The organism is Paraburkholderia kirstenboschensis (assembly GCF_032806925.1).
Taxonomy (GTDB): Bacteria; Pseudomonadota; Gammaproteobacteria; order Burkholderiales; family Burkholderiaceae; genus Paraburkholderia; species Paraburkholderia kirstenboschensis.
In genome coordinates, this window is record NZ_CP136513.1 from 1417020 (window position 1) to 1433171 (window position 16152).

Sequence of the window (16152 nt, forward strand, 5' to 3'; positions counted from 1 at the left end):
CCCGCCGCGCAGCCGCCGTCATGACGCTTACCTCTGAATTAACGGCGGCCCGGCAGGTTTCTTGAGCGGCTATTGAGCGTTCATTGAAAAGTAAGCGCGGAGTCGCGGTTTTTGGGCGGCGCTTGTGGCTCGGTCGTGGCTTCGTGGTGGCGCGACTGCGGCCTTGGCCTTGGCCTTGGCTTCGGCCTTGGCTTCGGCTTCGGCCTTGCTTCGGCTTCGGCTTTGCTTCCGCCTTAGCTGCGACCGGAGATCTGGCCACGCCTGCGCTCCGTTGACCGTCGCCACTCCGAGCCACCACCTACAGCTACCACCAAGCCCCATTCACGGCGAGATTCCAGCCGCGTTTGCGCCGCCTCGTCGGCGCGACTCCGCGCGCCCTGCTAGTCGGTCGGTGCCGGCGACGCTTACTTCGTCACGAGGTCGCACGGCGTTTCCACCACGCCCGACAACTGCGACTGCTTCTTATGCTCGCTCAGGGCTTTCAGCGCGGTATCGATGCCGAACACAGCCTGCTTCGCGGCGTACTGGTCGGCGGTGGCGAGCACTCGGCCGTCCTTCAACATCGGCTTGATAGCGTTGATGTTGTCGTAACCGACCACCATCACCTTGCCCTGCTTACCCGCCGCGCGCACCGCGGAAACCGCGCCGATCGCCATGTTGTCGTTGCCCGCGAGCAGCGCCTTCAGGTTCGGGTACTCGTTGAGCATGGCCGCCGCGACTGCATTGCCCTTGTCGATTTCCCATTCGCCCGACTGCACCGATACCACCTTCGCGCCGACGGTCTGCATCGCATCCTTGAAGCCCGCGGTGCGCTGCTGCGCATTGGTCGTGGTCGAAACGCCCTCGATGATGCCGACCTCGTCGCCCGCCTTCAGCTTCTTCGCAAGGTAGTCGCCGACCTTCTGCGCGCCCTTGCGGTTATCGGGTCCGACGAACGGCACATTCAGGTCCTTCGACTTGAGCACCTCGGGGTCCAGCCGGTTGTCGATATTCACGACGATGATGCCCGCGTCGACAGCCTTCTTGACGACCGGCACGAGCGCCTTCGAATCGGCCGGAGCCAGCACGATTGCGTCCACCTTTGAGACGATCATCTGTTCGACGATGCGGATCTGGTTCGCCGTATCGGTCTCGTCCTTGATGCCGTTCGTGATCAGGTCGAACTGCGACGGGTTGTGCTTCTGGTAGTCCTTCGCGCCGGTTTCCATCGTCAGAAAGAACTCGTTGGCGAGCGACTTCATCACCAACGCGACTTTCGGCTTATGCGCGGGTGCGTTCTGGGCGTAGGCGGCGGAAAACGGCAAGGCGGTGGTAGCGGCGGCGAGGATTGCGGCCGCCACGATGCGGCGGCGAATGCGGTTGCTCATGCATATCTCCTGGGTTTGTCGGCTCAATGTCGAACCGTATTTTTAGTTACGCGCAAACGTTTGCGGGACTCATTCTCAGCGCACCGCGACCGCATTGTCAACGATTCGCGGTGTTGCAGTGCATCGGCGCGCACAAACTGCAGCGTGCCGCCCGGTTGGCGTAGACGGTTGAGCGCCTTGCGCCGAAGCGCGAGGCGTGAGCCTCGGCTGGTAGTGTGTAGCAATGGGTCCTCGCTCGGTCCGCTCGTGACGATTTTGCCGCCGGCTGCAATCTCAGCGGCCGGCGGGCCGCCTATGCTGGACTTTTATTGCGCCGCATGCAAGCGGGACCACGCGTTGGCGTGCGTCAGATCAGAGCCAGCCGGCTTTACGAAACCGCAGGTAAAGGATGATGTCGACGGTCAGCATGATCGCAAGGCACAGCGGATAGCCGTAGCGGAAATGCAGTTCGGGAATGTTCTGGAAATTCATGCCGTAGATTCCGGCGATCATGGTCGGCACGGCAAACAGCGCGGCGAACGAACCGAGCCGTTTGGTCACTTCGTTCTCCGCCAGCGAGATCATGCCGAGGTTCACCTGCACCGCGGTAACCACCAGTTCACGCCGTCCGTCGATGATGCGCACGATCCGCTCGAGGTGATCGTAAACATCGCGAAAGTAAGCTTGCATGCCTTCGCAAACGCTCGGAATGCGACCGCCCGTCAGCTTGCTGATCGCCTCCTGCAACGGCGCGATGTGATGCTGAAGAATCACGAGGCGCCGTTTCAACGAATAAAGATCCTGGATGATCGCGCGCGAGGCCGCCGAGTTGTTACGCTCGAAAATGCGGTCTTCGATCGTCTCGATTTCCGTGTTCATCGCCTCGACAATCGGAAAATAGCGGTCGACAATGTCGTCGGCGAGCGCATACAGCACGAACGCCGAGCCCGCCTTGAGCAACTGCGGCTCGCGCTCGCAGCGCGCCCGCACATTCTGAAAGCCCGCGCGCGTGCCGCGCCGCACCGACAGCACGTAGTTCGCTCCGACGAATACGTCTACTTCACCGATCAGCAGTTCGCAATCCTCGTCCATCTCTACCGTATGCATCACCGCGAACAGCGACTCGCCGTACTCCTCGATCTTCGGACGCTGATGACCGTTCTGCGCGTCTTCGATCGCAAGGTCGTGCAGGCCGAATTCATGCTTCATCACCGCGAGTTCGCCGGGGCCCGGGTCTTTTAGCGCAACCCAGACGAAGCACTCGGGCCGGGCTACATAGTCGCTGATGCTATCGATATCGATATCTGCCAGCTTCCGGCCGTCCTGATAGGCGGCACAATTGATCAGCATGTTGATTACCCTGAAAGCGAACAGAACGGCCTTGCAACGCCTTGCGTATGCGCAGCCCGGTCTGCATGAATGGAGTGCGATAGCCGCCATGTTAAGGGCTGTCGGCGCCTCCCATGTATCGAATTGTTAAGCGACGCGAATACCGGGCATGGCCGCTCGCAACCGGACCTTGCGTGTCGCCGGGTTCTTCCTCATGATCGTTGCAAACGGGGAAACCAGGGAGACCGCAATGTGCTATTTCACCCGAATTGCCGGCATGGGTGCGGCGTTGAGCTTTGGCATCGTCGATGCGATCGGGCTGCAAGCTAACCGCAAGTTTGCGCGTGACCCGCAACGCACCGCAATCCGGGCGCAAGGCGAATCTTCGTGAGCCGACTGGTTTTCATTTGCGGTCACGCGGGCACGGGCAAGACAACACTCGCCAGGAAACTGATCGGCCCGCTGATGCAAGCAACGGGCTCGCCGTTCTGTCTGCTGGACAAGGACACGCTGTACGGCCGCTATAGCGCGGCTGCCATGCACATGCTGACCGGCGACGCGAACGATCGGGACAGCCCGCTTTTCCTCGACCATCTGCGCGAGCCGGAGTATCGGGGTCTCGTCGACACCGCGCGCGACAATCTGGAACTCGGCGTGAGCGCGCTGGTAGTCGCGCCGCTCTCGCGTGAAGTCCGCGAGCGGCGGCTTTTCGATCGCGCCTGGCTCGGTATCGGCGAAGACGTCAGCGTGCGAGTCGTGTGGGTGCAGGTGTCGGAAGAGACCGCGCATCAGCGGATCATGGCACGCGCCAATCCGAACGACGCCTATAAGCTCGCGCATTGGGACGAGTACCGACAGCGGCGCTTCGTGCCGTCCGGCGACATGTGCAACGATCTGCTGATGTTCGACAACACCGCGCCGGGCGCTGCGGATCATGACGTGCTGCTCGCGCGCATTCTCGGCGAACCGCAAGCGGCGTCCGCAACGGTGCATCCGCTGCCTGTCTAGTGTGCGCGCCGCGGCGCAACGTCAAGCAGGCGCAGCGTGACGAGGCAAATGAAAAAACGCCCCGCATGCGGGGCGTTTGTCTCCGGCTACACCGTTTGTCAAACGGTCGCCGCGCTTTGCAGCGACTCCAGCGCCTGCCCTTCGTACAACTGGCCGAAGCGGTTACCAAGGAAGTCGCGCAGCGAGACCTGCTCCTGACGCACGAAACCGCGTTGCGGCAGCTTCTTCTCGCGGAACAGATCCAGCACTGCACACATCGCGCCCGCCGTGGTTATCTGGATCGCGCTCATCGGCACGCCGCAAACCGTCTTCGCGAAGATCTTGCGCGTGAACACTTCCTGCACGAGTTGACCGTCGCGCATCCCGCTCACGGTGATGAACACGAGTACCACGTCCTGTGCGGTTGACGGCACCGAACGGCGCATGATCGTTTTGAGCGTATCGCGGTCGCTCGAAAGACGCAGGTCCTCAAGCAGAAATTGCATCAGATTGCGGTGGCCCGGATAGCGCACCGACTTGTAATCGAGCGACTCGACGCGGCCCGACAGCGTTTCGCACAGCGTGCCCAGACCGCCCGACGTGTTGAACGCTTCGTACTCAGTGCCGTCGAGCGAAAAATGTTCGAGGCCTTCGAGAGGCTGCACCCACTGCGTGCGGCTGTCGCGGATCGCTTCGCAGGGTTGGCAGTATTCGTTGATGAGGCCGTCCACGCTCCACGTGAGGTTGTACTTCAGCGCATTGGTCGGAAATTGCGGCAGTGCACCGACGCGCATCTTGACGTCGCGAATTTCGGTGAAGCGGTTCGCCAGCTCGTGCGCGGCGATGCCGATGAAACCCGGCGCGAGACCGCACTGCGGCATGAACGCGTGATCGGCGTCGTCGGCGATTGCGCGGATTGCGTGAGTGGCGCGCACGTCCTCGGTCAGGTCGAAGTAATGGACGCCCGCGCCCTTCGCGGCGGCGGCCACGTTCACCGCGAGGTAATACGGCAGCGCGTTGACGAGCGCGTCGAAGCCATGAACCGCGGCACGCAGCGCGGCGGCATCGGCGGAATCAACACGGCGAGTTGAAATTCCCTGCGCCGCAAGTTTGTCGAGCGCATGCTGATCGCGGTCGAACGCGACCACGTCATAGTCGCCGGTTTCGCGCAGCATATGGGCGATGGTGTGACCAATCAAACCTGCACCAACGATGGCTACTTTCATATTCTTCTCCTTCGTCGACCGGAGTTAGCGCTTTAGCGCTTACTCCGGTCCCATGCACAGCTGTCGACCGGAGTTAGCGCTTCAGCACTTACTCCGGTCCCATGCACAGCTGTCGACCGGAGTTAGCGCTTCAGCACTTACTCCGGTCCCATGCACAGCAGTCGACCGGAGTTAGCGCTTGAGAATGCACCGCCCATGAAGGCGCGGCGCGCGGCGGGCTGAACCCTTGAGCGACAGTGTAGGGAGAAGCAAAAACAGTTCATACACGCAAAATGCTGCGTAATGACTATCACCTTCGACGTTTCGACGAGCCCCACCGACAAAACGTCGAGAACGTATCAAAACAGCGTAAAAACACGCAGTACTTCAGACCATCCCGCGGTCGATCTTGCGCGCGAGAATGATCGAGGTCGTGGTCCGCTCCACGCCTTCCATTCCGCCGATCTGATCGAGCAGATCGTTCAGACGATCCGGCGAATCCGCGCGCAACCAGGCCACGTAATCGAACTCGCCGCTCACCGCGCACAACAGTTGCATCTCGGGCATCTTGCCGAGGCGCTTCTGCACGGCGGCCCCATGCTTAGGCGCAATGATGATGCCGACGTACGCATAGATGCTCGAATCGAGCACGTCCTGGCCGAGCCGCACGCTGTAGCCCGCAATCACGTTGCTGCGCTCGAGCCGCGCAATTCTCGCGATCACGGTGGTGCGCGCCACGTCGAGTTGGCGCGCGAGATTGGCGACGCTCTCGCGGGCGTTCGCCTGAAGCAGCGCTACCAGGTTGCGGTCGAGATCGTCGAGTTGGTCGAGGCGCGGAGGTCTCATCGAGGGAGAAGAAAGTGGTCGCAGTGGTGCGGATTATCGCGCGTCTTCAGTGTCAGGCGGCAAGCATCACGCGCCGAAACGCTCTATAACGAAGTCGATGAAACTGGTGAGCTTGGGCGTGGCCCGCCGGTCGCGCGGATAGACGAGATGCACGGGCGCGCCGTCAGGCAGATGCTCTTCCAGCACCGACACCAGTTCTCCGCTCGCGATCTCGCGTGCGAGCAGCGCCTCCGGTTGCAACACGAGGCCAAAGCCGCGCAACGCGGCCACCTTCAGCGCCTGACCGTTGTTCGCGCGAAAGCGCCCCGCTCGCAACGTGTATTCAGCGGCGCTTTCGCCGCCCAAGCGCCACGCGCCCTCGCGGCCCCAATGCAGAAAGCCGAGACACTCGTGATGCGCGAGATCGGCGGGTGTACGTGGAATGCCCGCTCGCGCGAGATACGCCGGCGACGCACAAGCGCGCATGCGATAGGGCTTCAACGGCCGCGCAACGAAGCTCGAGTCCTGCAGATGGCCGATGCGCACCGCAGCGTCGAAGCCCTCTTCCACCAGGTCGGTCATGCGGTTCGACAGGTCGAGTTCAAGCGTGACCTCGGGCCACTCGCTCAGATAGTCGGTCATCGCCGGTGAAAATATCTCGACGCCATAGGTGAGCGGCACTGTCACCCTGAGCACGCCGCGCGGCGCAGCGGCCATGGACTCCGCGAGCGACTCGGCGTCCTTCACGTCGGCGAGAATGCGCCTGCACTGCTCGTAATATTGCCGGCCGATCTCTGTGAGGCTTTGACGGCGCGTCGTGCGCGTAAGCAGGCGCGTGCCGAGCCGGGCTTCGAGCGAACGGACGTGTTTGCCGACCATCGCCGACGAAATCTCGAAGCGCTCCGCCGCCGCAGTCAGGCTGCCCGCCTCCACCACGGCCACGAAAATCTCCATGCTGACGAATTTATCCACCCGCTATTTCCTGTTCGTTTCGGTTGTAAGCGTTTGTCGCATAAGAGCCGCATTGTAGGGATATCGTGATACTAATAGCGCCCACGGCCATGTTGAGCGGTCCGCGCGTGGTGCTATAGCGCGCAATGTGGCGCATTGCAGGGACCGCTCGCCGCACGCCTTGTCCCACCTCAAATTCGAACAGACATCAGGAGTTTCGATGAAAAAAGCACTGGTCATGCTGGCCTCGGCAGTCGCGATGAGCGGCGCATTTGCACAAGCTTCCGCACCGGTTGCGGCGTCTTCGGGGACGGCGGCTTCCGCAGCCGTCGCGAAAGGCGGTCACGAGCGCAATGTCGAAGACCGCATCGCCTATCTGCATTCGCAACTGAAGATCACGCCGGAGCAGGAAACGCAGTGGAAAACGTTCGCCGACGTCATGCGCGGCAACGGCGAGACGATGGGCGAGCTGTTCAAGCAGCGCCGCGCCGCCACGACCGTGTCCGCGCTCGACGACATGAAGCAGTACGCCACCATCGCACAGGCGCACGCAGACGGCATGAAGAAGCTGGTGGACGCATTCGATCCGCTTTACAACAGCTTCTCGCCCGAACAGAAGAAGCTCGCCGATGTAACGTTCCGTCAACACGGCGGTGCGGACGGCCGGTCGCGTCATCATGGCAAGGGTAAGAGCGACAAGTCGGCGCCGGCCGCGGCGAGCGACGCCACGGTCAAGCCGTAACCGGCCGGCTGCGCGACTCATATGGCACCGCGGGCACCGCGCCTGGCACCACGCCTGGCACCACGCCTGGCGCAACACCCGGCACAAGGGCGCGTTGCGGTTCTTGCCGCACCGTGCCCGATGTGCCAAAAAAGGCGCGCAGTCAGATACGTCTGGCATGATGCAGGTCCGCGATCGTAGACGCGAAGTCGCGAACTCACCGTCAACAAACCTCTGCCTGCTTCATGAACGATCTGAAAAACCTTGACCTGCGCGATGACGCCGCCGCCCGGCGTGTCGTCAAAGACGAAACGGTCAACGTCGAATTCGCCGCCACGCAAGGCGAACTGATGAGCCTGGAAGGCCCCAACCGCTATCTGCCTGGCGACGCCTTGATCACTGGGTCGACCGGTGATCGCTGGGTCGTTTCGCGCGAACGCTTCGACGCCAAATACGTTCCCGCCGACGCAGCGCATACGCATGGCGAGGCCGGTGCATATCGCAATCGTCCCGCTGTCGTGCTCGCGAAACAGATGAATGAAGCGTTCTCGCTAGCGCGTTCGGCGGCCGGCGGCGACGTGCTGCGTGGCGGGGCCGGCGACTGGATCATGCAGTACGCGCCGGGCGATTACGGCGTCGTGCAGGCCGCGCGCTTCGCGAAGGTTTACCGTCTCGCAGACTGAAGCGCCGTCACGCGAACTCGTCGCCGAGATCCACCGTGACTTCGCGCGGCACCGCTTCGCCGTTCGCATACTGTTCTTCGAGTGAGCCGATGCTCGCCTCCACATACGCGCGCAACACCGCGAAGCTGCGGCCCCGCAGCCGCGCGGGCAACGCGCGATAACGCGCGAGCGCCGCGGGCGCGATTTCCACCGTCATCACGATGCGCCGTGCGGCCGCGCCGAAGCGCATTGCCACCCAGTGAATCGCCAGCGTCGTGGTGCCGTTTTCGGCCGCGCGCTGGACGAACTGCGTCTGCTCGGGAAAGAGATCGCTGATAACGCGCGCCAGTTCCTCGAACTCGGGATTCGCGCAGTCGTATTGGTAAGCTTCCATGGATGTGCCGAAAGAGAGTGATCAGCGGTAGCAGGCGGCCGATTGTAAAACAGCTACCGCGAGTACCACTGCGAAGCGCGGCTGCGAAGCAGCGCTTCGCTAGCGAGGCAGTTCTGTCATGCGCTCCGCGCCCGGCCGCCTGAACGCCCTGAACAGCAGCCCTGCTACGACGAGCGCTCCCAATGCATAGACGGCATCGACTGCGGCGAGCGGCACGAGTTGCGCCTGGAACAGTGCGGCGGGCACATCCACGAGCGCATGCAATACGATCGCAAGCGGCAGGATCGCGCGCCATCCGGCCCGCAGGCCGCGCCACATCAACACCGACAAGCCGATCTGGAAAATCAGCGCGGCCACGCGTTCGAGCGCGAAAATACCGGCTGTCTGCGGCGTCAGGCTGGCGAGAATCAGATGGATGCGCATCAACGATTCGGTCGGCAGGTTACTCAGATAACCGTCGAGCTCGCCGCGATTTTCCAGCACCGCAAACAGAATCCATTGAATCTGCACCAGCACGCCGACGAGCCATGCTTCCGCGCCGCCATGACCGAGGCCGTAGGTGAGCGCGGTGCCGTCATCGGTGCGCGTAGCTTGCGGCGTTGAAGCCACCGTCGTCGCGCTAGCCGTCGCACTCGCCGCCGCACTAGCCGCCGCACGTTTCATCAGCAGACGCATGCCGATGAAGCGCCCCACTTCCTCGCAGATGCCTGCCGCGAGCGCGCCGTAGACGACGAACGCGAGCGGATTCGACAGGAACGTGGCCGTCGCTTCGTTACGATGCAGCATGTAGTCGTTCAACGCACGCTCGATCACCATTGCGAACAACGCGAACACGGCGATGCCGGCGATCGCGTCGCGCGGCTTCAGCGCGAGCGGCCGGCGCAGGCGGCGGTAAATGACAAAGGGCAAAGCAGCGACCAGCAGCGTCGCGAGGACGAGGCTCGTCAGGGTAAGCGGTGCAACAACCATGAGTTTCCTTGCGATGACAGGCGCGCAACCGCTGCGCGCCGCAGCCCGAATCATCGCAGATCGGCGGCAAGTCGGCCTGGAAGCTCGCGGGGATGCTGGCTTGGGCGTCGGTCTTCATGTCAGCGCGACGACCCGCCCGAACCTCAGCCCGACGTGGACGCGCGGACGATCAGTTCGCCCGGCAACAGGCAGTCGCGCGCGCCGGTCTGCGCGCCTTCTATGCGCTCATGCAGGAACTCGACCGCCCGGTAGCCGATGTCGTAGGTCGGCTGGCGGATCGTCGTGACGCCCGTCAATTCCGCCCAGTCGGGGTCGTCGATGGACAGCAGCGCAACGCGTGCCTGCCAGCCGGCGCCGTAACGCGCCTTCAGATGCAACGCAAGCCGCAACGCGACGGGCGCATTCGCCGCGAACACCGCGACGCGCGCGGCGTTGCCGACGGTGCTTGCGCGCGCGCTCGACGCGTCGATCGCGCGGTCGAGTGCCGCGAGGCTTTGATCGGTCTGCTGCGCGTCCGCGAGATCGAGCACGAGCGTATGGCCGTGCGCAGCGTGCGCGCCGGTTGCTTCGTAAGCCGTCATGGCTTCACGGAACGCCGCCTCGCGCAACCGCCGCGAGCTGACCTGCTCGAACGGCTGCACGACGAACCAGATGTCGCGAAACCCGCCGTCGAGCAGATGACGTGTGCCGAGCTCCGCAGCCGCGCGATTGTCGAGCCCGACGATATCGGCGACGAGTCCTTCGACGGAGCGGTCGACCAGCACCGCCGGAATTCCGCCGCCGCCCACCGGCCGCAAGGTTTCCTCGCGCACGCCGAGCGCGTTCACGATCACCCCTTCCACACGGTAGGTGGTGAGCAATTGCAGATAGCGCCGCTCCATTTCCACTTCGTTCGCTGCGTGGCAGATGAGCGGCATCAGGCCGAGCGCGTGGCACGCGGCTTCGACGCCTTGCAGCACCTCGACGGTATAGGGATTGGTGAGGTCGGCGAGCAGCATGCCGATCAGCCGGTTGCGGCCACGCTTTAGCCCGCGCGCCATCTGGTTGGGCTGATAGTCGAGCCGCTCGATAGCGGCTTCGATGCGCGCGCGCAGTTCCGGCGACAACACGCTCATCTCGCCGTTCAGATAACGCGAGATGCTCGTCTTGCCGGTGCCGGCTTCGCGCGCGACATCGGTGATCGTCGCGCGGCGCGGTGCGGCTGGGCGGGTCGGCGTAGTGCTCATCGGCACAAAGCAATCCAGCACGTGACACACGCGCCGAAAGGCAAACGCTTGTTCACGGCGCTCGTCACCGTTGCAGCACTTCGCGATTGACGATGTTGGTCGTGAGCGTGCCGTTCAGCGCGGCGACCAGATTTTCCGCTGCGTTGCGCGCCATTGCATGACGCGTCTCGTGCGTCGCCGAACCGATATGCGGCAGCGCCACCACGTTCGCCAGCTTGAGGAGCGGCGAATCGGCTGGCAGCGGCTCGGTCTCGAACACGTCGAGACCCGCGCCGTGGATCGTGCCGTTTTGCAGCGCCTCGATCAGCGCGGGTTCGTCGACGATCGCACCGCGCGACGCATTGATAAGAATCGCGCTTTTCTTCATCGACCTGAGTTCCTTCGCGCCGATCATGTGCCGCGTTTGCGACGTGAGCGGCACTTGCAGACAGACGAAGTCGGCGTTAGCGAGCAGTTCCGGCAACTCGACGCGCCGCGCGCCGTAAGCCTCTTCCGCCTCACGGTTCGCGCTGCGGTTCGTGTAGAGCACCTTCATGTTGAAGCCGAGCGCCGCGCGCCGCGCGACCGCGCCGCCAATGCGTCCGAGCCCGACGATGCCGAGCGTCTTGCCCTGCACGTCCACGCCGAATTGCGCGGGCCCGATGCTGTGCTGCCACTGCCCTGCCTTGACCCATGCGGCAAGTTCGACCACGCGGCGCGCTGACGCGAGGATCAGCGAAAACACCGTGTCGGCGGTCGATTCCGTCAGCACGTCAGGCGTATGCGCGAGCACGATGCCGCGCTGCGTGAGATCGGCGACGTCGAACTGATCGAAGCCGACGGAGATCGTCGACAACGCCTTTAACCGCGTCGCGCCTTCCAGCATCGCCGGCGTGATCTTCACGCTTGCGCCGATGCCGCCGTCCGCGTCGCGCAAAGCGGCGACGAACGCGTCATGCCGGGCGGGATCCACCTGCACGACTTCCACGTGCTGCTGCAGATACGCCAGCACATCTTCAGGCAGCGACTTCCAGGCAACGATCTTCTTCATCGGCTTATTTTCCTTGCAACGGTGTAGCGAGCTTGTGCGGCGTCTCTACCGCCTGCTGTTGCGGCTTGACGATCAGCGTGAGGATGACCGCGGCGATCAGCGCCACGCTCATGAACGCATACGATGCCGCGGGCGTCCCTGTCGCGCCGTTCAGATAGCCGACCACGTACGAGCCGACGAACGAACCGAGCGCGCCCATGCTGTTGATCAACGCCATCGCGCCGCCCGCGACGTTCTTCGGCAGCAGCTCCGGCACGATCGCGAAGAACGGGCCGTATGGCGCGTACATCGCGGCGCCGGCAATCACGAGCGACGCATACGAAAGCCAGAAATGCGTGGAGCCGAGCGCATACGACGCCGCGAACGCAATCGCGCCGATCAGCAGGAAAGGCCACACGAACACTTTACGGCGGTTGAGTTTATCCGATGCCCACGACGCCGCAAGCATCGCGATGGTCGCGGCGAGATACGGCAGCGCCGACAGCCAGCCGGTTTCGACCATGCCGAGCGTCGAGCCGTTCTTCAGGATCGACGGCAGCCACAGCACGAAACCATAGACGCCGATGCTCCAGCAGAAGTACTGCGCGCACAGCTTGATCACAGCCGACGAGCGGAACGCCTCGCTGTAATTGCGCACCGGCTTGATCGCGGCCTGTTCGGCGCGCAGCGTTTGCGCAAGGTCGTCCTTCTGCTGCTGAGTGAGCCAGGACACCTGCTGCGGCTTGTCCTGCACGATGAACCACCAGCACACCGCCCACAGGATCGCGGGAATGCCTTCGGCGATAAACATGTTGCGCCAGCCGAACGAATGCACGAGATAGCCGGATACCACCGACATCCAAAGCACCGTCACCGGATTGCCAAGAATCAGAAACGTGTTGGCGCGCGAGCGCTCGCTCTTCGTGAACCAGTTACTGATGAAGATCAGCATGGCCGGCATCACCGCGGCTTCGACCACGCCGAGCACGAAGCGGATCACCATCAGCGACGGAATATTGCTGACCATGCCGGTCAGTGCCGCGCAACCGCCCCACAGCACGAGGCTCCAGAACACGAGCTTCTTGACGCTGCGGCGTTCGGCGTAGATCGCGCCCGGAATCTGAAAGAAAAAATAGCCGAGGAAGAACAGCGCCCCGATCAGCGACGACAGTCCCTTGCTGATGCCAAGGTCCTGGTTGATGCCGGCCGCCGCCGCGAAACCGTAGTTTGCGCGATCGAGATAAGCGAGGCTGTAGGTGATGAATACGATCGGCATGATCGTCCACCAACGGCGAATGGCGAGAGATGAAGTCATGGGTGTCTCCTTTACGGCTTCCCGAAACAATGATGAACTGAACTTGTGCGGCGCTTGCCGAGCGCTCTTGCTGTTATCGATGCAGCCCGGCTTGCGGCTCCGTTCCGAACCGCGATGCTGCCGGGCCACGTAATGCTGTTTGCGGCGGGGCCTGCCAATATATGCAAACGCCCGCCAAGGCACGTGCCTCAGGCTGCGTGCCTTAAGCTGCGTGGAGGCTCGGGTTCGACAGATCGGCGCGTTCGAGCGCATCGAGTTCGGCGCGACCCGGCAGCCCTTCGGAATCGCCGATCACCTGAATCGCCAGCGCGCCGATGCGGTTGCCGCGAGCAACTGCCTGCCGCAGCGTCTTGCCTTCGAGCAGCGCGCTGATCACGCCGACGGCGAAGCCATCGCCCGCGCCGACCGTATCGACGACCTTCGCGACCGGCTGGCCGGCAATCACGCCGGCATCCTGGGCGGTGCGGAAGTACGCGCCCTCGGCGCCGAGCTTGACGATCACGCCGCGCGCGCCCCGCTCCAGAAAAAACTCCGCGATGTCGTCGGGCTTCGTATAGCCGGTCAGAATCTCGCCCTCGCCGATCCCGGGCAGCACCCAGTCGGCGAGCGCGGCGAGCGCGTTCAGACCTTCCACCATCGCGGCGCGCGACGGCCACAGCGTCGGGCGCAGGTTCGGATCGAACGAGATGGTTTTTCCGGCTGCGCGCACCTCACGTGCCAGATGGAACGCGAGTTCACGCGAGCTCGCCGAGATCGCGGGCGCGACTCCCGTCAGATGAACGTGACGCGCCGGCAATACATAGTCGGCCACGTAATCGGCAACCGACAGGTGGCTCGCCGCCGAACCTCGACGAAAGTATTCGACGGCGGGGTCGCTGCCGTCGTCGTTCTTCGACTTCAACTGGAAACCGGTCGGGTAGCGCTCGTCGGTGCTCACGCAGCGCTGGTCGATGCCTTCTTTCGTCAGCGTGTCGCGCACATACTGGCCGAATGAATCGTTGCCCACGCGGCTCATCCAGCCGACCTTGAAGCCAAGCCGTGCGAGACCGATGGCGACGTTCAGGTCAGCGCCCGCAATGCGCTTCGTGAAATGGCCGACGCTCGCGAGCGGGCCGGTTTCGGTCGCCACGAACATGGCCATTGCCTCGCCGTAGGTGATGATGTCCAGTGCTGCGCTTGGGTTGCTCATGCTTTGCTCCTGCGTGTGCGTCGGGCTTATCGCTGCTGCCAGTTTTTTCCGCGCTCGTTGCTGCTTCTCTCAGGTTCCGCCCGCCGCTCACGCGGCGGCCAGCCACGCGACGCGGCGCGCCGCGTCTTCGTCGATACAGGCGGCGTCGAATGGAAACTCGATGCCGCGCGGCACGTGCCGCGGCAGTCGGCGCAGCACGTCGGCGAAGCGGGCGTCGTCGACGGTGGGCGCCGCCGCAAACCGCCGTGCGCCCTCGCCAACCGCGACCTTGCAATGCACGTACTCGACGTAAGGCGCCAGCGCCGCGGCTGCGTCCGACGCCGAGACGCCGCACCACGCCCAGTTGCCGACGTCGAAAGTCATGCCGAGGACATCTGCGTGGCCTTCACGCTTCAATGCGTCGAAGAGGCCGACGAATTGCGACAGCGAGCCGCCCTGCGCCAGTTGCCCGTTTTCCACGACGAGCCGCACATTCACGCCCCGCAACTGCGCGGCGATTGCATGGCAGTGCGCCTCGCGAGCAAAAGCGCCGAGCTGCAGTTTCACGAGGCGAGCGCCGAGGGCCACCGCTTCGTCAAGCGCGAGGCGCAACGCGGCGGCGTCGAGCCGGCCGCCTTCCATGTAGAGCGACGCCGGCGTCGAATACACGGACCACAAGCCCAGTTCCGCAATCTGCTTGCCCAATTCCCGAAGGCGCGAAGGCGCGGCGTCGGCTTCGTAACCGAACAACTCGCGGCGCACTTCGAAACCGGCCGCTCCGGCGCGCCGGCTCGCTTCCGCCCACTTGCGGTGGCCCGCTGTGCGCACCGAGTCGGCGCCAAAGGCGCTCGCGACAATCGCTATTTCTGCTGCATCTGTCATTTCTAGCTACCGTTTCTTCAGCATCCGCGTTTTGGAACCGGTTCCAAAAGCAGCTTTCAAAAAAGCGCCGAAGCGCTTGCGATGCCCGAATATTGCGCCGACGCTCGCGCCGCGCACCATAGTGGAAATCCCCAGGCGGCGGCATCCAAGGGATATAACCACCGTCGCTTCGAGCCTGCGCGCCGGTACAAGACTCAAGCGGACTCAAGCGCCATCCGCGAGACAAAGTGCAAGGAACTGCTGAACCACGCGCGACGGCGCGCTCGCGTGGGGCACGACGATGGACAGCCGCCGCGTCAGCGGCTCGGGACTGAGCGAAAACACGCGCAATGCGCCGTCTTCGTGCCGCATCGACATTGCGGAGACGAAGCCGATGCCCATGCCGGCCCGCACTGCTTCCTTCACACCTTCCACACCGGCTATTTCCAGCGCCACGCGCATCGGCACGCCTGCGCGGGCGAACGCGCGCTCGACGATCTGGCGCACGCCCGACCCCGCCTCGCGCACGATGAGCGGCTCGGTACCGAGTGCCGCGAGATCGACGCTGACCCCTCGCGCCGACCCTGCGAGCGGATGCGCGCGCGGCATGATCGCGACGATCTCGTCCTCGCGCCAGGCATGGACTGCGGTGTCCGGCGGCAGATCCGCGCCGACCGGACCTTCGATCAACGCAATATCCACCGATCCGAGCGCGCCGACGATGTCGGTCGTGTTGCCGTCGGCGGTATGCAGCGCCACCTCCGGATAGCGCCGGTGGAAGTCAGCGATCAGATACGGCAGCAGGTAGCTCGCAGGCGTGGTGGTCGCGCCGATCCGCAGCGTGCCCTGCTCGAGGCCGCGCAACGCGTCTCTGTATGCATGAGCCTGCCGCCACGTGTCGCGTAGCCGCGCGGCGTAGCTCGCTAGCTGCTCGCCGGCTGGCGTCAGGCGCACGCCGCGCCCCTCGCGCTGATAGAGCGGCTCGCCGAACTCGTCCTGGAGTTGGCGCAACTGCCCGGACACCGCGGGCTGCGACAGATGCAACGCCACCGCCGCACGGCTGATGTTCAGATGCTCGGCGACTGCGGCAAACGTTATAAGCTGGTCGGGGGTCATGGAACACAAATATTGGCGGAACTGATACTTGTCATTCTAAATGACGATTTTTCATATCCATATATCTC

At 63.8% G+C, this 16152-nt stretch carries 17 protein-coding genes; 4 read left to right on the forward strand and 13 right to left on the reverse strand.

The window, feature by feature from the left end; translation table 11 throughout:
- Positions 1 to 404 precede the first annotated feature (404 nt).
- Entirely contained in the window at positions 405 to 1367 is a 963-nt protein-coding gene (locus RW095_RS28990) for a sugar ABC transporter substrate-binding protein (RefSeq protein ID WP_317022188.1), read from the reverse strand.
- Between the two features lie 351 nt (positions 1368 to 1718).
- On the reverse strand, positions 1719 to 2696 hold the full coding sequence (gene corA / locus RW095_RS28995) for a magnesium/cobalt transporter CorA (RefSeq protein WP_317022189.1): 978 nt from the start codon (positions 2694 to 2696) through the stop codon (positions 1719 to 1721).
- 229 nt (positions 2697 to 2925) lie between these two features.
- Here corA and RW095_RS29000 point away from each other — a divergent pair, with 229 nt between their 5' ends.
- Both RW095_RS29000 and RW095_RS29005 read left to right on the forward strand, forming a co-directional pair.
- Positions 2926 to 3066 (forward strand): cytochrome bd-I oxidase subunit CydX, encoded by a 141-nt coding sequence (locus RW095_RS29000; RefSeq protein ID WP_317022190.1) that lies wholly within the window; start codon positions 2926 to 2928, stop codon positions 3064 to 3066.
- Positions 3063 to 3683, forward strand: coding sequence for an AAA family ATPase (locus tag RW095_RS29005; RefSeq protein WP_317022191.1), 621 nt, complete (start codon positions 3063 to 3065; stop codon positions 3681 to 3683). Before RW095_RS29000 ends, RW095_RS29005 begins: the two co-directional genes overlap by 4 nt.
- 98 nt (positions 3684 to 3781) lie before the next feature.
- Here RW095_RS29005 and RW095_RS29010 read toward each other — a convergent pair whose 3' ends face one another.
- From RW095_RS29010 to RW095_RS29020, 3 genes are all read right to left on the reverse strand, one after another.
- The gene (locus RW095_RS29010) at positions 3782 to 4888 is read right to left on the reverse strand and encodes a saccharopine dehydrogenase family protein (protein WP_128595212.1); all 1107 of its coding nucleotides are present in this window, start codon (positions 4886 to 4888) and stop codon (positions 3782 to 3784) included.
- A gap of 366 nt (positions 4889 to 5254) precedes the next feature.
- A complete protein-coding gene (locus RW095_RS29015; RefSeq protein ID WP_317022192.1) occupies positions 5255 to 5713 on the reverse strand; it encodes an Lrp/AsnC family transcriptional regulator in 459 nt (152 codons plus the stop codon).
- A 66-nt stretch (positions 5714 to 5779) separates the two neighbouring features.
- Positions 5780 to 6664: a LysR family transcriptional regulator gene (locus RW095_RS29020; RefSeq protein WP_317022193.1), complete on the reverse strand. Its 885-nt coding sequence runs from the start codon at positions 6662 to 6664 to the stop codon at positions 5780 to 5782.
- Between the two features lie 199 nt (positions 6665 to 6863).
- Between RW095_RS29020 and RW095_RS29025 the strand changes: the two genes are divergently transcribed.
- Complete coding sequence (locus tag RW095_RS29025; RefSeq protein WP_317022194.1) at positions 6864 to 7385, forward strand: Spy/CpxP family protein refolding chaperone; 522 nt, start codon at positions 6864 to 6866, stop codon at positions 7383 to 7385.
- Between the two features lie 224 nt (positions 7386 to 7609).
- On the forward strand, positions 7610 to 8047 hold the full coding sequence (locus tag RW095_RS29030) for a PGDYG domain-containing protein (protein ID WP_317022195.1): 438 nt from the start codon (positions 7610 to 7612) through the stop codon (positions 8045 to 8047).
- A gap of 7 nt (positions 8048 to 8054) precedes the next feature.
- Here the strand turns inward: RW095_RS29030 and RW095_RS29035 are convergent, their stop codons facing one another.
- From RW095_RS29035 to RW095_RS29070, 8 genes are all read right to left on the reverse strand, one after another.
- The gene (locus tag RW095_RS29035) at positions 8055 to 8420 is read right to left on the reverse strand and encodes a DUF3022 domain-containing protein (protein ID WP_317022196.1); all 366 of its coding nucleotides are present in this window, start codon (positions 8418 to 8420) and stop codon (positions 8055 to 8057) included.
- A 99-nt stretch (positions 8421 to 8519) separates the two neighbouring features.
- On the reverse strand, positions 8520 to 9389 hold the full coding sequence (locus tag RW095_RS29040) for a YhfC family intramembrane metalloprotease (RefSeq protein ID WP_317022197.1): 870 nt from the start codon (positions 9387 to 9389) through the stop codon (positions 8520 to 8522).
- A 143-nt stretch (positions 9390 to 9532) separates the two neighbouring features.
- Entirely contained in the window at positions 9533 to 10615 is a 1083-nt protein-coding gene (locus RW095_RS29045) for a LacI family DNA-binding transcriptional regulator (RefSeq protein WP_317022198.1), read from the reverse strand.
- Positions 10616 to 10679: 64 nt separating this feature from the next.
- Entirely contained in the window at positions 10680 to 11645 is a 966-nt protein-coding gene (locus RW095_RS29050; RefSeq protein ID WP_317022199.1) for a 2-hydroxyacid dehydrogenase, read from the reverse strand.
- A 4-nt stretch (positions 11646 to 11649) separates the two neighbouring features.
- Positions 11650 to 12939 (reverse strand): MFS transporter, encoded by a 1290-nt coding sequence (locus RW095_RS29055; RefSeq protein ID WP_317022200.1) that lies wholly within the window; start codon positions 12937 to 12939, stop codon positions 11650 to 11652.
- Positions 12940 to 13141: 202 nt separating this feature from the next.
- Positions 13142 to 14128, reverse strand: coding sequence for a sugar kinase (locus tag RW095_RS29060; protein WP_317022201.1), 987 nt, complete (start codon positions 14126 to 14128; stop codon positions 13142 to 13144).
- 87 nt (positions 14129 to 14215) lie between these two features.
- On the reverse strand, positions 14216 to 14989 hold the full coding sequence (locus RW095_RS29065) for a TIM barrel protein (protein ID WP_317022202.1): 774 nt from the start codon (positions 14987 to 14989) through the stop codon (positions 14216 to 14218).
- Between the two features lie 204 nt (positions 14990 to 15193).
- Positions 15194 to 16084 carry a LysR family transcriptional regulator gene (locus RW095_RS29070; RefSeq protein ID WP_317022203.1) on the reverse strand — a complete coding sequence of 297 codons (891 nt, stop codon included), beginning with the start codon at positions 16082 to 16084 and terminating at the stop codon, positions 15194 to 15196.
- Positions 16085 to 16152 lie beyond the last annotated feature (68 nt).